The sequence below is a fragment of the Pseudoxanthomonas koreensis genome, from assembly GCF_010093225.1.
Classification (GTDB): domain Bacteria; phylum Pseudomonadota; class Gammaproteobacteria; order Xanthomonadales; family Xanthomonadaceae; genus Pseudoxanthomonas; species Pseudoxanthomonas koreensis.
Genome location: NZ_PDWM01000051.1, coordinates 1 through 17,719, shown reverse-complemented (window position 1 = coordinate 17,719; position 17,719 = coordinate 1). Strand labels below are relative to the sequence as shown.

Annotated in this window: 19 protein-coding genes; 15 read left to right on the top strand and 4 right to left on the bottom strand. The window is 69.9% G+C overall.

All coding sequences use genetic code 11. The features are described 5' to 3' along the window. Positions 1–125: 125 nt before the first annotated feature. Positions 126–1,052, top strand: coding sequence for an alpha/beta fold hydrolase (locus CSC64_RS12715; RefSeq protein ID WP_162435707.1), 927 nt, complete (start codon positions 126–128; stop codon positions 1,050–1,052). Positions 1,053–1,282: 230 nt separating this feature from the next. Here the strand turns inward: CSC64_RS12715 and CSC64_RS12710 are convergent, their stop codons facing one another. After that, positions 1,283–1,720: a YkgJ family cysteine cluster protein gene (locus CSC64_RS12710; RefSeq protein WP_162435706.1), complete on the bottom strand. Its 438-nt coding sequence runs from the start codon at positions 1,718–1,720 to the stop codon at positions 1,283–1,285. A gap of 196 nt (positions 1,721–1,916) precedes the next feature. Between CSC64_RS12710 and oleC the strand changes: the two genes are divergently transcribed. From oleC to CSC64_RS12685, 5 genes are all read left to right on the top strand, one after another. After that, the gene (oleC, locus tag CSC64_RS12705) at positions 1,917–3,584 is read left to right on the top strand and encodes an olefin beta-lactone synthetase (protein WP_162435705.1); all 1,668 of its coding nucleotides are present in this window, start codon (positions 1,917–1,919) and stop codon (positions 3,582–3,584) included. Further along, complete coding sequence (gene oleD / locus CSC64_RS12700) at positions 3,581–4,588, top strand: 2-alkyl-3-oxoalkanoate reductase (RefSeq protein WP_162435704.1); 1,008 nt, start codon at positions 3,581–3,583, stop codon at positions 4,586–4,588. Before oleC ends, oleD begins: the two co-directional genes overlap by 4 nt. Positions 4,589–4,729: 141 nt before the next feature. Continuing rightward, a complete protein-coding gene (locus tag CSC64_RS12695; protein WP_162435703.1) occupies positions 4,730–5,362 on the top strand; it encodes a ubiquinone biosynthesis accessory factor UbiJ in 633 nt (210 codons plus the stop codon). Next, on the top strand, positions 5,359–7,017 hold the full coding sequence (gene ubiB, locus CSC64_RS12690) for a ubiquinone biosynthesis regulatory protein kinase UbiB (protein WP_162435702.1): 1,659 nt from the start codon (positions 5,359–5,361) through the stop codon (positions 7,015–7,017). Before CSC64_RS12695 ends, ubiB begins: the two co-directional genes overlap by 4 nt. A gap of 55 nt (positions 7,018–7,072) precedes the next feature. Beyond that, the gene (locus tag CSC64_RS12685) at positions 7,073–7,933 is read left to right on the top strand and encodes an endonuclease/exonuclease/phosphatase family protein (protein ID WP_162435701.1); all 861 of its coding nucleotides are present in this window, start codon (positions 7,073–7,075) and stop codon (positions 7,931–7,933) included. A gap of 99 nt (positions 7,934–8,032) precedes the next feature. Here the strand turns inward: CSC64_RS12685 and CSC64_RS12680 are convergent, their stop codons facing one another. Further along, complete coding sequence (locus CSC64_RS12680) at positions 8,033–10,825, bottom strand: M16 family metallopeptidase (RefSeq protein WP_162435700.1); 2,793 nt, start codon at positions 10,823–10,825, stop codon at positions 8,033–8,035. Positions 10,826–10,903: 78 nt separating this feature from the next. Here CSC64_RS12680 and CSC64_RS12675 point away from each other — a divergent pair, with 78 nt between their 5' ends. From CSC64_RS12675 to CSC64_RS12660, 4 genes are all read left to right on the top strand, one after another. Further along, positions 10,904–11,638, top strand: coding sequence for a pseudouridine synthase (locus tag CSC64_RS12675; protein ID WP_162435699.1), 735 nt, complete (start codon positions 10,904–10,906; stop codon positions 11,636–11,638). 24 nt (positions 11,639–11,662) lie between these two features. After that, on the top strand, positions 11,663–12,094 hold the full coding sequence (gene arfB, locus CSC64_RS12670; RefSeq protein ID WP_162435698.1) for an alternative ribosome rescue aminoacyl-tRNA hydrolase ArfB: 432 nt from the start codon (positions 11,663–11,665) through the stop codon (positions 12,092–12,094). Next, entirely contained in the window at positions 12,094–12,699 is a 606-nt protein-coding gene (locus CSC64_RS12665) for a lysophospholipid acyltransferase family protein (protein ID WP_162435697.1), read from the top strand. The genes arfB and CSC64_RS12665 overlap by 1 nt, the downstream gene beginning before the upstream one ends. Positions 12,700–12,855: 156 nt before the next feature. Continuing rightward, on the top strand, positions 12,856–13,647 hold the full coding sequence (locus CSC64_RS12660; protein ID WP_162435696.1) for a bestrophin-like domain: 792 nt from the start codon (positions 12,856–12,858) through the stop codon (positions 13,645–13,647). Between the two features lie 50 nt (positions 13,648–13,697). Here CSC64_RS12660 and CSC64_RS12655 read toward each other — a convergent pair whose 3' ends face one another. Beyond that, entirely contained in the window at positions 13,698–14,387 is a 690-nt protein-coding gene (locus tag CSC64_RS12655; protein ID WP_162435695.1) for a hypothetical protein, read from the bottom strand. 137 nt (positions 14,388–14,524) lie between these two features. On the opposite strand from CSC64_RS12655, the gene lepB reads away from it, so the two are divergent. Further along, positions 14,525–15,151, top strand: coding sequence for a signal peptidase I (lepB, locus tag CSC64_RS12650; protein WP_162435694.1), 627 nt, complete (start codon positions 14,525–14,527; stop codon positions 15,149–15,151). Between the two features lie 13 nt (positions 15,152–15,164). On the opposite strand, the gene CSC64_RS12645 is transcribed toward lepB, so the two are convergent. Beyond that, entirely contained in the window at positions 15,165–15,515 is a 351-nt protein-coding gene (locus CSC64_RS12645; protein ID WP_162435693.1) for a VOC family protein, read from the bottom strand. A 352-nt stretch (positions 15,516–15,867) separates the two neighbouring features. Here CSC64_RS12645 and CSC64_RS12640 point away from each other — a divergent pair, with 352 nt between their 5' ends. The 4 genes from CSC64_RS12640 to CSC64_RS12625 all read left to right on the top strand — a co-directional run bounded on the left by CSC64_RS12640 (position 15,868) and on the right by CSC64_RS12625 (position 17,393). After that, on the top strand, positions 15,868–16,227 hold the full coding sequence (locus CSC64_RS12640; RefSeq protein WP_162435692.1) for a cupin domain-containing protein: 360 nt from the start codon (positions 15,868–15,870) through the stop codon (positions 16,225–16,227). A gap of 70 nt (positions 16,228–16,297) precedes the next feature. Beyond that, entirely contained in the window at positions 16,298–16,678 is a 381-nt protein-coding gene (locus CSC64_RS12635) for a hypothetical protein (RefSeq protein WP_162435691.1), read from the top strand. 132 nt (positions 16,679–16,810) lie between these two features. Further along, positions 16,811–17,047, top strand: a complete 237-nt coding sequence (locus tag CSC64_RS12630) for a hypothetical protein (protein WP_162435690.1) — start codon at positions 16,811–16,813, stop codon at positions 17,045–17,047. A gap of 103 nt (positions 17,048–17,150) precedes the next feature. Beyond that, the gene (locus CSC64_RS12625; protein WP_162435689.1) at positions 17,151–17,393 is read left to right on the top strand and encodes a DUF6429 family protein; all 243 of its coding nucleotides are present in this window, start codon (positions 17,151–17,153) and stop codon (positions 17,391–17,393) included. Positions 17,394–17,719 lie beyond the last annotated feature (326 nt).

The window sequence follows — 17,719 nt, the reverse complement described above, 5'->3', positions numbered from 1 at the left end:
GCATCATAGTCCGCGCGGGCGGGAACGCGCCGACCTGGCCGCCATCTCCCACGGATAATTCCGGAATCGGCATGGAATAATTCGCGAATCGGCCGGTTGCCGCTGCTGGAATGACACCAACCCCCATGAACCTCCCCGGCTACCCCGCCCACCCGCGCCGCTTCGAAGTGCGCCCCGGCATTTCGATGTCCTACCTGGACGAGGGCCCGCGCGACGGCGAGGTCGTGGTCATGCTGCACGGCAATCCGTCGTGGAGCTATTACTGGCGCACGCTGGTGGCGGGACTGTCCGACCCGGCTTCCGGAAAGCAATACCGCTGCATCGTGCCGGACCACGTCGGCATGGGCCTGTCGGACAAGCCGGACGATTACCTGGCCTCCTCGCCGCGCTACGACTACACCCTGCAGTCGCGGGTGGACGACCTGGAGGCGCTGCTGCGCCATGCCGGGATCGACGACACCACGCCGGTGACGTTGGCGGTGCACGACTGGGGCGGGATGATCGGCTTCGGCTGGGCCTTGAAGCACGCCGCGCAGGTGAAGCGGCTGGTGATCCTCAACACCGCCGCGTTCCCGATGCCGGCCGACAAGCAGATGCCGTGGCAGATCGCGCTGGGCCGCGACTACTTCATCGGCGAGGTGGTGATCCGCGCGTTCAACGCCTTTTCCGCCGGGGCGTCCTGGCTGGGCGTGGAGCGGAAGATGCCGGCCGACGTGCGCCGCGCCTACGTGTCGCCATACGACTCGTGGAAGAACCGGATCTCCACCATCCGCTTCATGCAGGACATCCCGCTCTCGCCGAAGGACAAGGCGTGGCCGCTGCTGGATGCGGCGGGCAGGGCGCTGCCGTCGTTCGCCGACCGCCCGGCGTTCATCGGCTGGGGGTTGAAGGATTTCGTGTTCGACCACCATTTCCTGGCGCGCTTCCGCGCCGACCTGCCGCAGGCCGAAGTGCACGCCTTCGACGACGCCGGCCACTACGTGCTCGAAGACCGGCACGAAGTCCTGGTCCCCGCCATCCGCCGCTTTCTAGACGCCAACCCGCTCCTGTAGGAGCCCACTTCAGGGGGCGACCGCCGGGCGTGCCCGCAGCCGGCGTTCAACGCGGCGCGTCCCAGGGGCCACGTTGAACGTCGTATACCCATGCGTCATCGGGTCGCCCCCTGAAGTGGGCTCCTACAACAGCACCGCGCCGCTTTTGTAGGAGCCCGCATGAGGGCGACCCGGGGCGTGTCCGGAGCTGGCGCTCAACGCGGCGCATCCCGGGTGGCGCCAGGAACCGGCTACGCGGCGATCGGCGTGGGTGTCGGCGGCGACGAAGGGCTGTTGTCGTTGCCGTTGTCGTCCGGGCAGCCGTCGTCGTTGTCGGCCGGGTCGCGCCAGCGCCAGTCGGCCAGCGTGAGCGCGGGCAGGCCGTGGGCGAGGCGGGCCTGTTCGCATTGCCGGCTGGCCACGCCGTTCTCCCACGAGGCATCGACTTCGCGGCACACGCTGGGCCGCTGCGGGTGGATGCTGCAGCGCGAACGCACGCCGATTTCCGCGTCCAGGGCCACGCACTGCACCGGCAGGTCGCGGGTGCCGCGCATGCACAGGCGGTGCCGATCCAGCGGCTCGGTCAATGCGGCCGGGACACCGCCTGGTGTCGATGCATCCGATTCCATCCAGTGGAAGGCGACGCGGTACTGGGTGCAGCAGGCGCCGCAGGTCAAACAGGGATGCATGGGAAAGACGGGTCGGGCGTGACAGGTCGGGACGGGGTGCGGGATTTTCCCGCAAGCGGGTGGGGCCACGGAATGCCGTCCGGCGGGGCCATGCTGCCGTTCGTTCAGGAGCGGCCGCTGATGGATCGCGGCCATCGGTCGGCACGACCCGCAAGCGGCCGGCCGGCGCGCCGCGGCCATCGGCGATAATCGGCCGATGACCTCCACGCCCTGCAACATCGCCGCCGCGCTGCCGCGGCTGGCCGCCGAACGCCCCGGCCAGCCGGCGATCCGCTGCCCCGGCCGGCGCGCCGCCGGCAACGGCCCGGCCGCCTACGACGTGGTCCTGGACTACCGCACGCTGGACGCGCGCAGCGATGCGATCGCCGCTGGCCTGGCCCGGTACGGCATCGGCCGCGGGGTGCGCACCGTGGTGATGGTGCGGCCCTCGCCGGAGTTCTTCCTGCTGATGTTCGCGCTGTTCAAGGCCGGCGCGGTGCCGGTGCTGGTCGACCCGGGCATCGACCGGCGCGCGCTGAAGCAATGCCTGGACGAAGCGCAGGCGCAGGCCTTCATCGGCATCCCGCTGGCGCACCTGGCGCGGCTGCTGCTGGGCTGGGCGAAGTCGGCGAAGAGCCTGGTCACCGTCGGCACGCGCTGGGGCTGGGGCGGCACCACGCTGGCGCGGGTCGAACGCGATGGCGCCGGCAGCGGCCCGCAGCTGGCCGACACCGCGCCGGACGAAGCCGCCGCGATCCTGTTCACCAGCGGATCGACCGGGGTGCCCAAGGGCGTGGTCTACCGCCACCGTCATTTCGTCGCCCAGATCGACATGATGCGCGAGGCCTTCGGCATCGAACCGGGCGGGGTGGACCTGCCGACCTTCCCGCCGTTCGCGCTGTTCGACCCGGCGCTGGGCCTGACCTCGGTGATCCCGGACATGGATCCCACCCGCCCGGCGCAGGCCGACCCCGGGCGCCTGCACGATGCGATCCGCCGCTTCGGCGCGACCCAGCTGTTCGGTTCGCCGGCACTGATGCGGGTGCTGGCCGATGACGGCCGGCCGTTGCCGACCCTGCGCCGGGTGACCTCGGCCGGCGCGCCGGTGCCGCCGGAAGTGGTCGAGAAGATCCGCACCCTGCTCGACGACGACGCCCAGTTCTGGACGCCCTACGGCGCCACCGAGTGCCTGCCGGTGGCGGTGATCGAAGGCCGCGAACTGCAGCGCACGCGCGCGGCCACCGAGGCCGGCGCCGGCACCTGCGTCGGCCGGCCGGTGCCGCCGAACCAGGTGCGGATCATCGCGATCGACGATGCGCCGATCGCCGACTGGAGCGGCGTGCGCGAACTGGCGCAGGGCGAGGCGGGCGAGATCACTGTCGCCGGCCCGACCGCCACCGACGCCTACTTCAACCGCGAGGCGGCCACGCGCGCGGCGAAGATCCGCGAGGCGCTGCCCGGTGGCGGCGAACGCATCGTCCATCGCATGGGCGACATCGGCTACTTCGACGGCGAAGGCCGGCTGTGGTTCTGCGGGCGCAAGACCCAGCGGGTGGAAACGGCCGCTGGCGCGCTGCACACCGAGCAGGTCGAGCCGGTGTTCAACGTGCATCCGCAGGTGCGCCGTACCGCGCTGGTGGGCGTCGGCGCGCCGGGTGCGCAGCGTGCGGTGCTGTGCGTGGAGCTGGCTGCCGGCGTGCATGCGGGCGAGTTCGCGCGGATCGAAGCGGAACTGCGCGAACTCGGTGCGCGACACCCTCACGCCGAGCGCATCGATGCCTTCCTGCAGCACCCGGGCTTCCCCGTGGACATCCGCCACAACGCCAAGATCGGCCGCGAGAAACTGGCCGCCTGGGCCGCCACCCGCATCGGAGCGAATGCATGAAGATCCTGGTCACCGGCGGCGGCGGTTTCCTCGGCCAGGCGCTGTGCCGAGGGCTGCGCGCGCGCGGACACGAGGTGGTGAGTTTCCAGCGACGGCATTCGCCGGAGCTGGCCGCGCTGGGCGTGGGCCAGGTGCGCGGCGATCTGGCCGATGCCCATGCGGTGATGCACGCGGCCGCTGGCGTCGAGGCGGTGTTCCACAACGCGGCCAAGGCCGGTGCCTGGGGCAGCTACGACAGCTATTTCCAGGCCAACGTGGTCGGCACCCGCAACGTGCTGGCGGCGTGCCGCGCGCATGGCATCGAGCGGCTGGTCTACACCTCCACGCCCAGCGTCACCCACCGCGCCACCCATCCGGTCGAAGGGCTGGGCGCTGACGAGGTGCCTTACGGCGAGGACTTCCAGGCACCCTACGCGGCGACCAAGGCGATCGCCGAACAGGAAGCGCTCGCAGCCAGCGACGCCTCGCTGGCGGTGGTGGCGCTGCGCCCGCGCCTGATCTGGGGCCCGGGCGACGCGCAGATCCTGCCGCGCCTGGTCGAGCGTTCGCGCGCCGGGCGGCTGCGCATCGTCGGCAGCGGCGACAACCGGGTCGACACCACCTACATCGACAATGCCGCGCAGGCGCACTTCGATGCGTTCGAACACTTGCGGCCGGGCGCGGCGTGCGCGGGCAAGGCCTACTTCATTTCCAACGGCGAGCCGAAGCCGATGCGCGAGGTGCTCAACGCGCTGCTGGCCGCCGCCGGTGCGCCGCCGGTGGACAGGCATCTTTCCTTCAAGGCCGCCTACCGGATCGGCGCGGTGTGCGAGCGGCTGTGGCCGCTGCTGCGCCTGCGTGGCGAGCCGCCGATGACGCGTTTCCTCGCCGAGCAGCTCAGCACCACCCACTGGTACAGCATGGAGCCGGCGCGGCGCGATTTCGGCTACGTGCCGCAGGTGTCCTTTGACGAGGGGATCACAAGGCTGAAGGCTGCGTGGCAGGCCGCGCCGGTGGTTGCCTGATCACCACCAGCGCCGGGAGTGCGCAGCCGGGCAAGCCCGGCTCGACGATGCGTGGAGCGCGGCTTGCCCCGCTGTACCTGGTGTTCCGGCTCCACTGGGCCGCACGCCCGTGCCGGCGTGGCGGCCGGTAGAATGCCGCGCATGCCCACGCCCTTCGATGCCCTCAAGCCGCTGGCCGGACGCGCCCTGGAAGCGGCGTTGAACCGTGCGGTGGCGCTGGATCCCGACACGCAGGCGGCCCTGGCCGCCCTCGACGGACGCCGCATCTCGCTGGCGCTGGACGCACCGCCGCTGGCGCTGGAGATCGGCGTGCATCGCGGCTACCTGCAGGTGGGCCCGCCGGTGCGCGAGGCCGACCTGGCCGTGCGCGGCACGGTCGGCGGCCTGCTCGGCCAGCTGCCGTTCTTCGCCCGCGGCAGCGGCGCCCGTCCTCCGGGCAAGCTGCACGTGTCCGGCGACGCCGACCTGGCGCGGCGCCTGCAGCAGTTGGCCGGCGGCTTCGATCCGGACTGGCAGCAGCCCTTCGTCGCCGCCTTCGGCGAGGTGGTCGGCGTGCAGCTGGCCAATGCGGCCGCCGCGGCCTTGCGCGATGCGCGCGGGGCCGCCACTGGCCTGGCGCGTTCGGGCGCCGAATACCTCACCGAGGAATCCCGCGACGTGGTCGCGCGCGCCGAGCTGGCCGCGTTCAACGACGACGTCGATGCGCTGCGCGACGATGTCGAGCGCCTCGCCGCGCGCGTGGCACGACTGGCCGTGCCGGAGGCCGCGCCATGAAGGCTGCGCTGCGTGCGTGGCGGATCGGCCGCGTCGTCCTGCGCTACCGCCTGGACGAACTGCTCGACGACACTCCGGCCGAGCGCTGGCTGCGCCTGGGCAAGCCGTTCGTGCCGCGCGCACCGGCGCACGTGGCGCAGTTGCCGCGCGGCGCGCGCCTGCGCCTGGCGCTGCAGGAACTGGGGCCGATCTTCGTCAAGTTCGGGCAGATCCTCTCCACCCGCCGCGACCTGGTGCCGCCGGACATTGCGCTGGAGCTTTCACTGCTGCAGGACCAGGTCGCGCCGTTCGACGGTGACGCCGCGCGCGCGATCGTCGAGCAGGCGCTGGGCCGGCCGGTGGCCGAAGCGTTCGCCCGCTTCGACACTGCGCCGCTGGCCTCGGCCTCGGTCGCGCAGGTGCACGCCGCGCGCCTGCACGAGGGGCGCGAGGTGGTGGTCAAGGTGCTGCGCCCGGGCGTCGGCCGCCAGATCGCCTCGGACATCGCCTTGCTGCGCTCGCTTGCCGCGCTGGTCGACCGCGCCCATCCCAACGCCGACAAGATCCGCCCGCAGCTGGTGGTCGACGAGATCGAGACCACCCTGGCGGCCGAGCTGGACCTGCAGCGCGAGGGCGCCAATGCCAGCGTGATGCGCCGCTTGTGGAAGGATTCGCCGGACCTGTACGTGCCGGAGGTGATCTGGAGCCACAGCGCGCAGGACGCGCTGACCATGGAGCGGGTCAGTGGCATCCCTTCCGACGACGTCGCCGCGCTGGACGCGGCCGGGATCGATCGCAGGGTGCTGGCTGCCAAGGGTGTGCGCGTGTTCTACACCCAGGTGTTCCGCGACAACTTCTTCCACGCGGACGCGCACGCCGGCAACATCTGGGTCGACGACGACCCGGCGCGGCGGCACGACCCGCGCTTCGTGGTGCTCGACTTCGGCATCGTCGGCCAGCTCTCGGCGCAGGACCAGTACTACCTGGCCGAGAACTTCATGGCCATCTTCAACAAGGACTACCGCCGCATCGCCGAGCTGCACGTGGAGGCGGGCTGGATGCCGGCGACCGCGCGAATCGACGAGCTGGAGGCAGCCACGCGCGCGGTGTGCGAGCCGTACTTCACCCGCCCGCTGAGCGAGGTGCCGCTGGGCGAAGTGCTGGGCAAGCTGTTCCGCACCGCGCAGCGCTACGAGCTGACCCTGCAGCCGCAACTGATCCTGCTGCAGAAGACCCTGCTCAACATCGAGGGCGTCGGCCGCCTGCTCGACCCGCGGCTGGACATCTGGGCGGTGGCGCAGCCGGTGCTGGCAAAGATCCTGCGCGAGCGCTACAGCCCGCGCCGGCTGCTGCGCGAGTTCGGCAAGCGCGCGCCGGAGCTGATCACCCGCGCGCCGGAGATGCCGCGGCTGCTGCACGCCTGGCTGGAACAGCAGGTCGAGGGCCGCCACGAGATGGAGATCCGCTCGCAGGAGCTGACCGAGATCGCACGCACCCTGCAGACGATGCAGCGCCGTTCGGTGGCTGCGATCCTGGGCAGCGGTCTGCTGGTGGTGGCCGCGGTGCTGTACGCGCTGGAAGCCGGCGGGCCGCGCCTGCTGGGCGTGCCGCTGTCGGCGTGGATCGCCGGCCTGGGCGGCCTGTGGGCGATCCTGGCGGCATTGCCGCGGCGTTAGCGCACGGGTGCGGCTCAGCCCGGGCATCGTGGGCTGTGTCGCGCAAGGAGTCACGATGAAGGCGACGGGTCTGTGGTGCGTGCTTTGGCTATGCGTAGCCGTGTTCTGGCCAGCGCCGAGCGCTTTGGCGTCGGACGATTCGCCGGACGACTCCCTGCGCGTGATGAGCTTCAACATCCGCCTGCCGGTGGAGGCCGACGGCGTCGACCGTTGGGACGTGCGCAAGCCTCTGGCGGTGCGGACGCTGCGCGAGCAGGCGCCCGACGTGGTCGGCCTGCAGGAGCTGACGCCGGCGCAGGCGCAGTACCTGGCCGCGCATCTGCCGGGCTACGGCCGCCTGGGCCGGGGACGCGAGGCCGACGGCAGCGGCGAGCAGATGGGCGTGTTCTACCGCACGGACCGGTTGCGCGTGGTCGAGTCCGGCGACTTCTGGCTCTCCGATACACCTGATCGACCAGGCAGCATCAGCTGGGGTCATCCGCATCCGCGCATGGTGACCTGGGCCTTGTTCGAGCGTGTCGCCGACGGCCGACGGTTCCATCTGTTCAATACGCACCTGCCGTATCGCGAACAGGACGAGGCGGCACGCGTAAAGGGCGCGCAGGCCATCGTCGAACGATTGGCCAGCCTGCCGGCCGATGTTCCGGTGGTGCTGACCGGCGACTTCAACACCGGGCCGGACAGCGCGGTGCACGCGGCGCTGTCGGCCGCGCTGGCGGACGCCTGGGAGGCGGCGCCGCGCCTGGAGGGACCGGCGGACACGTTCCATGCCTTCACCGGCCAGGCGCAGCGGCGCATCGACTGGATATTCACCCGCGGGATGACCGTCGAATCGGTACAGGCGGTGACCACACGCTGGGACGGCCGCTATCCCTCCGACCACTTCCCGGTAGTGGCCGACCTGCGCCTGCACTGAGCGGCGAACATCGCGACGCGCTGTCGCGCGCAGCGCTGACCGGAAAAGAAACGGGCGACCCGTGGGCCGCCCGTCGAGTTCGCCGAATGGCAGATGCGCTTATTGCGCCGGTGCCGGTGCCGGCGCCGCCTTCGCCGCCGCGGCGAAATCACCCGCGGCGACCACGCTCAGCTTCGCCGGATCCAGGTTGCGGCGGATCGCCGCGTTCACCTGGTCCAGGGTCAGCGCCTTGTACTTCGCGTCCAGGTCGGCGGTGAACTGCATGGTGCGGCCGAAGAACAGCTGGTCCTGCAGCATGCCGGCCACCGAGCCGTCGTCGGCGCGGGCCTGCTCGCGTTCGGTCAGCAGGCCGGAGACCGCGTCGCGCAGCTCGTCGGCGGTGATGCCGTCGGCCACCAGCTTCGCCAGTTCCTCGCGCACCGCGGCCTCGACCTTGTCGATGTTCTGCGGCGCGGCGATGGCCTGGATCGAGAAGCTGCCGGCGTCGTCCTTGCCTTCCAGGCTGTCGTCGGCATTGATCGCGCTGGCCACGCCGTAGCTGAGCCCTTCCTTCTGCCGGATGCGGTCGCCCAGGCGCGACTTCAGCGCGCCGCCGCCGAACACGCGGTTGGCCACCACCAGCGCCGGGTAATCGGCGTCGGTGACGCGCAGGGCGACGTTGTGCCGGGCCATGAACACCGCGTTGGGCTTGTCCGGCGCCGGCAGACGTTCGTGGATCGGGGCCACGTCGGTGTAGCGGGTGGCGATGGGTGCGTATGCATGCGGGCTCTTCCAGCCGGCGAACAGGCTTTCCAGCTGGGTACGCACCGCCGCGGCGTCGAAGTCGCCGACGATCGCGATCTCGCCCTGCGCGGTGCCGTAGAAGTCGCGGTGGAACGCGACCAGCTCGTCGCGCTTGAGCGCGCGCACCGCCGCCAGCGATTCGTCTAGGGTCTCCACGTGCAGCGGATGCCCGGCCGGCCACGGATCGAAGTGCAGGGACATCGCCTGCCCGGCGATCGCGCCCGGTTCCTTGCGCGACGCCTCCAGCCCGGTGATCGCCTGCAGCCGCAGCTGCTCGAACTCGTCGTCCGGGAACACCGGGCCGCGCAGCAGGCCGGCCAGCAGCGACAGCGCCTCGGGCAGTTTGTCGCGTCGGGTGAGCACGGACAGGTTGGCACCCTGCAGGCCGCCGCTGACGCCGCCCTGGGCCTGCAGCGCTTCCATCTTCTGGTCGATCTGCACGCGGGTCAGTTCGCGCGAGCCGCGCATCAGCATCGCCCCGGCCAGGCCGGCGGCATCGTCGCGGCCGGTGAGCGAGGCCACGTCGCCGAAGCGGAAGCCGGCATCGACCACCACCGTGCCGCCGCGCGTGCGCTTGGGCAGCAGCGCCACCTTCAGCCCCTCGCCGAGGGTGAAGCGCTCGGTGCGCGCCTCGATGTTGGCCGGGGTCGGCTCGAAGTGCTCGCCCGCATCCACCGCCGCACGGCCGGTGTAGCCGGCGACCACGCTGGCCGCAGCCGGCGCCGCCGGCACTTCCACCCGGTCCGGCGCATCGGTGGGCACGAAGCGGGCCAGGGTGCGGTTGCTCGAGCGCAGGTACTGCGCGGCGACGCGGTTGACGTCGTCGGCGGTGACCTTGGCGACCGCATCGCGCGAGGTGAGCAGCAGGCGCCAGTCGCCGGCGGCCACGTACTCGGTCAGGCCCATGCCCACCGCGTTGACGTCGGTGAAGTACAGGTCGTAGGCATTGGCGATGCGCTGCTGCGCCTGCGCCACCTCCTCGGCGGTCACCGGCTCCTTCGCCAGCTGCTCGACCTGCTGCAGCAGCACCTGCTCCATCTTCGCCGCATCGCCGTTGCGCGGCTGCAGCGCCAGCGCGGTGAACAGGCCGGCGTTGGCCAGGCCCTCGGCGCTGGCGCCGCTGGCGGCGGCGATGCGCGTTTCGACCAGGGCGCGGTGCAGCCGCCCGCCCGGGGTGTAGCCGAGCACGTTGGCCAGCACCGCCAGCGCGGCGTTGTCGGCATGGGTGCGCGCCGGCACGTGGTAGGCGGCGCCGACCAGGTTGAGGTCGCCGGCGCGGCGCACGGTGACTTCGCGCTCGCCGTCCTGGGCAGGCTCGATGGTGGCGAAGGTCGGCAGCGGCGTCTTCGGCTTCGGCACGCGCCCGAACGCGGCCTGCGCCTTGGCCAGCGCCTGCGCCGGATCGATCCGCCCGGCGATGACCAGGGTCGCGTTGTCCGGCCGGTACCACTCGCGGTAGAAGGCCTGCAGCTGCTCGATGCGCAGCCCTTCCACGTCCGAGCGCGCGCCGATGGTGGAGTGGCCGTAGTTGTGCCAGAGGAAGGCGGTGGAGCGCAGGCGCTGCATCAGCACGCCGACCGGGTTGTTCTCGCCGGCCTCCAGTTCGTTGCGGACCACGGTCATCTCGCTGTCCAGGTCGGTCCTGGCCACGCGCGAGTTGACCATGCGGTCCGCTTCCATCCCCAGTACCCAGGCCAGGGTGTCGTCGTTGGCCGGGAACGAGGCGAAGTAATTGGTGCGGTCCAGCGAAGTGGTGGCGTTGAAGCTGATGCCGCGCTTCTTCATCTCGCCGCTGATGTCGTCGTGGGTCGGCGTGCCCTTGAACAGCAGGTGCTCGAGCAGGTGCGCCATGCCGGTCTGGCCGTAGTTCTCGTGCACCGAGCCCACGCCGTAGGTGAGGTTGACGGTGACGGTGGGCTTGGTCGGGTCGGGGAACAGCAGCACGCGCAGGCCGTTGGCCAATGTGTACTCGCTGATGCCCTCCATGCTCGGGCCGGCGACCACGCCCTTGGGCAGGGCGGGCGCCTCGGCGGCGGCGGGCAGGCTGGCGAGCGGCAATGCCAGGGCCAGGGCCAGGGCGAATGCGAGAATGGGTCTTGCGGGGATCATCCGTGGTCTCCAGAAGTGTCGGGCCGGCCGCAAGGCCGGTACGGCGAGTGTCGCAGATGCGGTCGCGTGGGGGGCGGGATGGAACTGCCAGTATTGCTTGCGGACGAATGGCTGGCGGTGGTCGACAAGCCCGCAGGGCTGATGGTGCACGACAGCGTGCTGGCCGCCGACGAGACCGATTTCGCCGCCGACCGTCTGCGCGCGCAGTTCGGGCGCCCGATCCACCTGGTGCACCGGCTGGACCGTGCCACCAGCGGTTGCCTGCTGCTGGCGTTCGACCGCGAGACCGCCTCGGCGCTGGGCAAGGCGGTGATGGCGCAGCAGCTGGACAAGCGCTACCTGGCGATCTGCCGCGGCTGGCCGGAGGAAGAGTTCACCATCGACCACGCGCTCGACGGCGGCCCGGGCAAGCCGCAGAAGAAGCCGGCGGTGACGCGTTTCCGCCGCCTGGCCACCGGTGAATTGCCGGTGCCATCGGGCGGTTTCCCGACCTCGCGCTATGCACTGCTGGAATGCGAGCCGCTGACCGGGCGCTTCCGCCAGATCCGCCGCCACCTCAAGCACGCCTCGCACCACATGATCGGCGACACCAGCCACGGCGACGGCCGCCACAACCGCGAGTTCCGCATGCGCGGCGTGCACCGCATGCTGCTGCACGCCTGGCGCCTGGGCTTCCCGCACCCGCACCTGGGCACGCGCCTGCAGGCCGAAGCCCCCCCGGAAGGCGAGTTCGCCAGGGCGATGGCACTGTTCGGCTGGCCGCTGCCCGTGTCCGCGCCGCGCAACGCAGCGGCGCCCGAAGCGCGCATTTGACCGGCGCCTCCGTACAATCCGCGCATGCCCGCCGACACCATCGACATCAGCCCCGGACTGGCGATCCCCGAAGCGGAGATCGTCGAACGCTTCGTGCGCGCCAGCGGCGCTGGCGGGCAGAACGTCAACAAGGTCGCCACCGCGGTCGAACTGCGCTTCGACATCGCCGGTTCGCCCTCGCTGCCCGAACCGCTGCGCGCACGCCTGCTTTCCCGCCGCGACCGCCGCCTCACCGACGCCGGCGTGCTGGTGATCGAAGCGCAACGCTTCCGCACCCAGGACCGCAATCGCCAGGACGCGCGCGAACGCCTGGCTGCGTTCATCGCCGCCGGCCTGGCGGTGCCCAAGCGCCGGATCGACACCAAGCCGACCTACGCCGCCAAGCAGCGCCGCCTGCAGGGCAAGCGCGAGCGCAGCGAGGTCAAGCGCGGGCGCACCACTCGGAGCTGGGACTGATGGCCGGCGACGCGCCGTTGCTGCCGCCGACCCCGCCGCGCATGCCGCAGGTGCCGGCCCGCAACCGCTTCTCGCGCTGGCTCGGCCGCAGCGTGCTGCGCCTGGGCGGCTGGCGGGTGACCGGCACCCTGCCGGACCTGCCCAAGGTGGTGCTGATCGCCGCCCCGCACTCGTCCAACTGGGACGGCATCTGGGGCATGGCGGCGAAGCTGGCGCTGGGCGTGGACATCCGCGTGCTCGGCAAGCACGCGCTGTTCTGGTGGCCGCTGTCGGTGCTGCTGCACCGGCTGGGCGTGATCCCGCTGGACCGCAGCCGCCCGCAGGGCGTGGTCGAGCAGGCGGTGGAACTGGTCCGCAACTCGCCGCAGCTGTGGTTCGCGCTGGCCCCGGAAGGCACGCGCAAGCCGGTGGAGAAGTGGAAGAGCGGCTTCCTCAAGATCGCGCACGGCGCCGGCGTGCCGGTGCTGATGGCCTACTTCCACTACCCGGAGCGGATCATCGGCATCGGCCCGCTGTTCCACACCACCGGCGACCTGGACGCGGACATGGCCGCGGTGCGCGAGTGGTATCGCCCGTGGCAGGGCAGGAACCGCAACACGGCGTAGGGCCGAACCCCGGGCGATGGCTTTCCGCGCCGGGGGGGGGCGCCCGCCGCATCGATTTTCGCGCGGGCTGTCCCTAACATGTCCGCCTTCGACCGCCCGCACGATCCGGGTGTCCGCCATGGCTGGCGGGCACGCGTGCCCCAAGGAGTCCGCCGCATGTTCCAGGCTGTTTTCTCGCTGCCGCTGTGGGCCGTGGTGCTGGTGCTGAACACCTGGCTGGTGGGTTTCGCGCTGGCGGGAGCCTGGACATTCCGGCGCTGGGTGCTGCCGCGCCTGGACATCGGCGACGAGGCCGACCTGTTCTACGGCGCGGCGGTGATGCAGTCGGCGATGATGCTCTACGCGCTGGTCGCCGCGCTGACCGCGGTGAGCGTGTGGAATCGCTATTCCGAGGCAGCCGAGGTCGTATCCGGCGAAGCGACCGCCATCGCCCGGATGTGGCGCGACCTGGGCAGCTATCCGCAGCCGGAGCGGCAGGCCATGCAGGACTCGCTGCGTGCCTACACGGTGCAGGTGATCGACGTGGCATGGCCCCTGCACCGGAAAGGGAAGACGCCGCGCGAGGGCGTGGTGCTGATCAACCGGTTGCAGGAGCAGCTGTACGCGTACAAGCCGGCCGCTGCCACACAGGGCATCCTCCACGCCGAGGCGCTGGCTGCCTACAACAACCTGGTCGTCAACCGGAACAAGCGCCTGGACGCAGCCGACGACGCGTTGCCGGGGGTGATGTGGTTCGTGCTGCTGCCAGGGGCGATGGGCTGCGTCGCGCTGTCGTTCTTCTTCCGGATCCGCGATGCGCGCTACCAGTACATCCTGGCCGGTGGCCTGGCCAGCTTCGTGGCGATGGTGCTGTTCGTGATCGTGGCCCTCGACCATCCGTTCCGCGGCGTGATGTCGATCAGCCCGGAATCCTACGAACTGATCCGCGACCAGCTCATGCGGCCATAGCGCCTGCAACGCGGCGCAATCGCGCTCACGGAAGCGCCCTGCGCAACCGGCTACGACTCGTCGGTGCCGCGGCCCAGGCCCATGCCGGCGCCCGCACCCATGCCCGCACCGGCGGCCATGCCGCCGCCCATCCCGCCGCCTGCGCCACCGCCACCGCCGGCCTTGCCGCCACCGTCACCGTCGCGCTTGCCGCTACCGCCGCCCGCCATCACCCGCAGCGGCCCCTGATTGGGGATCGCCAGGCCCGCCGGGATCGGCTCCAGGTCCAGTGCCTGGCGGATGAAATCGCGCAGCGAGGCGACCAGCGCCGCGGTTTCCACGTTGCGCCCGGCGACCATGTCGTTGGCGACCTGGGTGGCCATCAGCACCTGCTCCTCGGTGCCGAGCAGGATCACGTCCGACAGCGCCGCCTCGACCGCGTCGCGGGTGCGGCGGCGGCGCTCGGCCGCGCTGGAGTCCGGGTCGATCGCGTCGGGCATGCTCGCCGCACGGCGGCGCTGCTCGCCCAGGTGCAGCGGATCCACGGTGAGGTCGCCGGTGAACGAACCGCCGAGGGTCTTGTAGGCCGCGATCAGCGTCTTCAGCCGCTCGTTGATCTGCCGGTTCTCGCGTTCGCGCCGGCGCTGCATGGTCTGCATGAACACCAGGCGGATGCCGACCGCCACCAGCGACACCACCACCAGCCCGAGCAGGGTGGTGAGCAGGCCGGACCAGGAACTGAAATCGAGCAGGCTGCGCATGGAATCCGGAACCGGGCGGGGACGGCACAACATAGCGCGAGCGCGGCCGCGCGGAGCATCGATCCCTGCCATCGGTCATATGGAACGGCGGCCGCCGCGGCGCTAGCGTGGATGGATCGGCCAACCGGGAAGCACCCATGGATACGCCCAATCCGCAGCCCCGCCCGCGCAGCGCGATCGCCTGGCTGCGCCGCGAAGCGCTGCCGCTGCTGGCGATGCTGCTCCTGCTTGGCACCGCGCGCGCCTCGTTCGCCAACCACTACCAGGTGCCCAGCGGCTCGATGCAGCCGACGCTGCAGCCCGGCGACCGCGTGGCCGTGGACATGAGCGCCTACGGCCTGCGCGTGCCGTTCACCCGCCACGTGCTGGTGCCGCGCGGCACGCCGCGGCGCGGCGACGTGGCGGTGTTCAACTCGCCGGCCGACGGCGTGCTCCTGATCAAGCGCGTGGTGGCCGTGGCCGGAGACCGGGTGGTGCTGCGCGACGGCCGCCTGTCGATCAACGGCGCACCGCTGGCGCTGGATGCCGAAGGTGCATCCGAAGATTTCGGCACGCGCGTGGCGCAGCTGGACCTGGCCCGCGGCGGCGGCCCCGACATCCCCGGCGTGGTCGTGCCGCCCGGCCACGTGCTGGTGCTCGGCGACCACCGCGGCAACAGCATCGACGGCCGCTGGTTCGGCTTCGTCGAAGCCGACGCCCTGTATGGCCGCGCCATGGCCGTGTACTGGCGGCGCGGCGAAGGCCCGGGCTGGCAGAAGCTCTGAAGCAGGCCCGCGCTCAGCCCGGCGACCACGCCGCCAGCGCATGGCCGTCCGGATCGACGAACTCCAGGCGGCGCCCGCCCGGGAACTCGAACACCGGACGGGTGATGCGCCCGCCCGCCTGCACGATCGCCGCCTCGGTTGCGGCCAGGTCGCGCGAATACAGCACCACCAGCGGACCGCCCGGCCGCGGCGTGCCGTGGAAGAAGCCACCGGTCAGGCGGCCGTCGCGGAACTCGCAGTAGTCCGGCCCGTAGTCCTGGAACGTCCAGCCGAAGGCCGACCCGTAGAACGCCTTGGCCGTGTCGATCGAGGCGACGGCGAACTCGAGGTAGTCGATGCGATGGTGGTTGTCCGGGGTGTTCATGGAGGGCTCCGATGGCGAGGGGATGCCGGCATATCGAGGGAGGGGGGAAGCGTGGATCGCTGGCGGATATGACGGCCAGTGGCGCGTGGACGGGTACGGGGCCCTGCGGCTGAAGCCTTGCGATCCGAAGTCACGCCCGCGCCAGCGGTGCCCATTATTACGGCCTGCCGACCGCCATAAGAGATATCGGGGCCTGCACGCCGCGTTGTCCGGATCAGAGCCCGCTGCATGGCTTCATGGCCCTCGCCAAGCGATTGACCGCACTGCCTCATTTGATTGACGCTGCTTGGACGGGCATCGCAGACTCGGTGCTACATCCCCGCTGGGGGTCTACTGGTAGTTAGACCGGCCTATGGATCATCGCGTCTCTGACCTGGATTCTTCGGAACGTTACACATGGGGTGGTGTCTGCGACGGCTGGCACCTCCTCAAAGATCCAACGCTCAGCGTGATCCAGGAGCGGGTCCCGCCGCTTGCGGGTGAAGCCCCACACTTCCACACTCGCGCCCGGCAGTTCTTCTATGTGCTATCCGGCACTGCGACCATGGAGTTCGAGAACGACACTGTCACATTTGGTGTCGGACAGGGCCTCCACGTCCCGCCCAACACGCACCACAGGTTCGTCAACCGTTCGGACGCGGATGTGGTATTTCTTGTCATATCCTCACCCGCGACAGCCGGGGACCGCACCAATGTATCGGGTCCGGTCTAACGATTCATTCAAGCCGACGCCGCTTCGCGGCGCGGCTTAACTCAGGTGTTAGGCGCTAACGGAGGAACTGATGCTCAACGGCTACGGATTTGAAGGTGCGCAGTGGGATGCCGCGAAGGAGCAAGCGAAGACCATCCTAGTTGATGTCGCTACTCGCAAAGGCAGGATTGCCTACTCTGAGCTTGTCGGCCAGATCAGCGCGCTTAGCCTAGAGCCGCATGACACGCGGCTATTTCATCTTCTTGGCGAGATCAGCAGTGAAGAAGATAAGGCCGGACGAGGCATGCTTACCGCAATTGTCGTTCACAAGTCCGGCGATATGCAGCCAGGGCCGGGCTTCTTCGAGTTGGCCAAATCGCTGGGCAAGAACACTAAGGATCCGTTGGTTTGTTGGATAGCCGAGTTCAACAAAGTTCATGACTACTGGGCCAACAAGCACGGGCGCGCCTGACAATGCGTTCAAGCCGAAATTGCATCGCTACGCCAGCCACATGGCAGAAAGACCTTGTCATGTGTCCGGCTACGCGCCGCAATTCGGCTTAACTTAGGCGTTAGGCCTCAATCAACCAAGCAGGGGGGAGTCATGGCAACAAAGAAGGCAGTTGCGGCAAAGAAGACCACTAAGCGCGTCAATTCGTTCAGCCCGAGCAAAGTCGCCGACCACACGATAGTTGACGCCGACGGCAAGGTTGTCGGGCATGTCCGGGTAAAGCCTAGCGGTGTCTTGTGGTCGCCTCGCGACGGGAAGGTCTGGTATGGCCTTTCGCTTGATCAGTTCGCTAAGCACGCGACCGAGTCCGGCAAGAAGCAAAAGAAGTGACCCGTAGGCCTAACAGCTCATTCAAGCCGAACCCGCTTCGCGGGTCGGCTTATCTCGGGCGTTGGGCGACGAGGTTAGAAGTTGGCGATTTGGAGTTGAAGCCATGGACTACGATCAAGCGCGTATTGAGGAAACGGTTCTTGCTCTCCTCGCTGCCTTCAGCTTCGATGGCGGACGAGCGTGGAAGGGCTTTGACTTTGATGTAATGGATAGCTTGCATGCGCAAGGCTTGATAGATGATCCGAAAGGCAAGTCCAGGTCAGTCTGGCTTTCGCCGAAAGGTCTTGAAATGGGTAGCAAGAGTGCGGAGCGTCTATTCGGTGGCTCCTCAGCAGATGCCGCCTAACCATTCATTCAAGCCGACGTTGTTCCGCAACGCGGCTTAACTCAAGCGTTGGCCCTCATGACCAAGATGCTCGCTACTCTCTTAGTGCTCTCCGCCGTCGCTTCCAGCAGTTCGGCTGCCTTGGCGCAGGACTCAGCTTCAGCGGCTGCCGAGGTTGCAGTGGAAGCCCAGCGCGCAGCGGACTTGGCTGCGTTGGTGGCGACGTCCCCCCGCTTTCAGTAGCGGTCGGCTTTGGAGTCCGCGGTTAGGGTATCCGAGATGGTCAGGGTTTTGGCATAGGCTTCCGGGGTGAGCCCGCCGATTGCCTTCTTGGGTCGCTCCTCGTT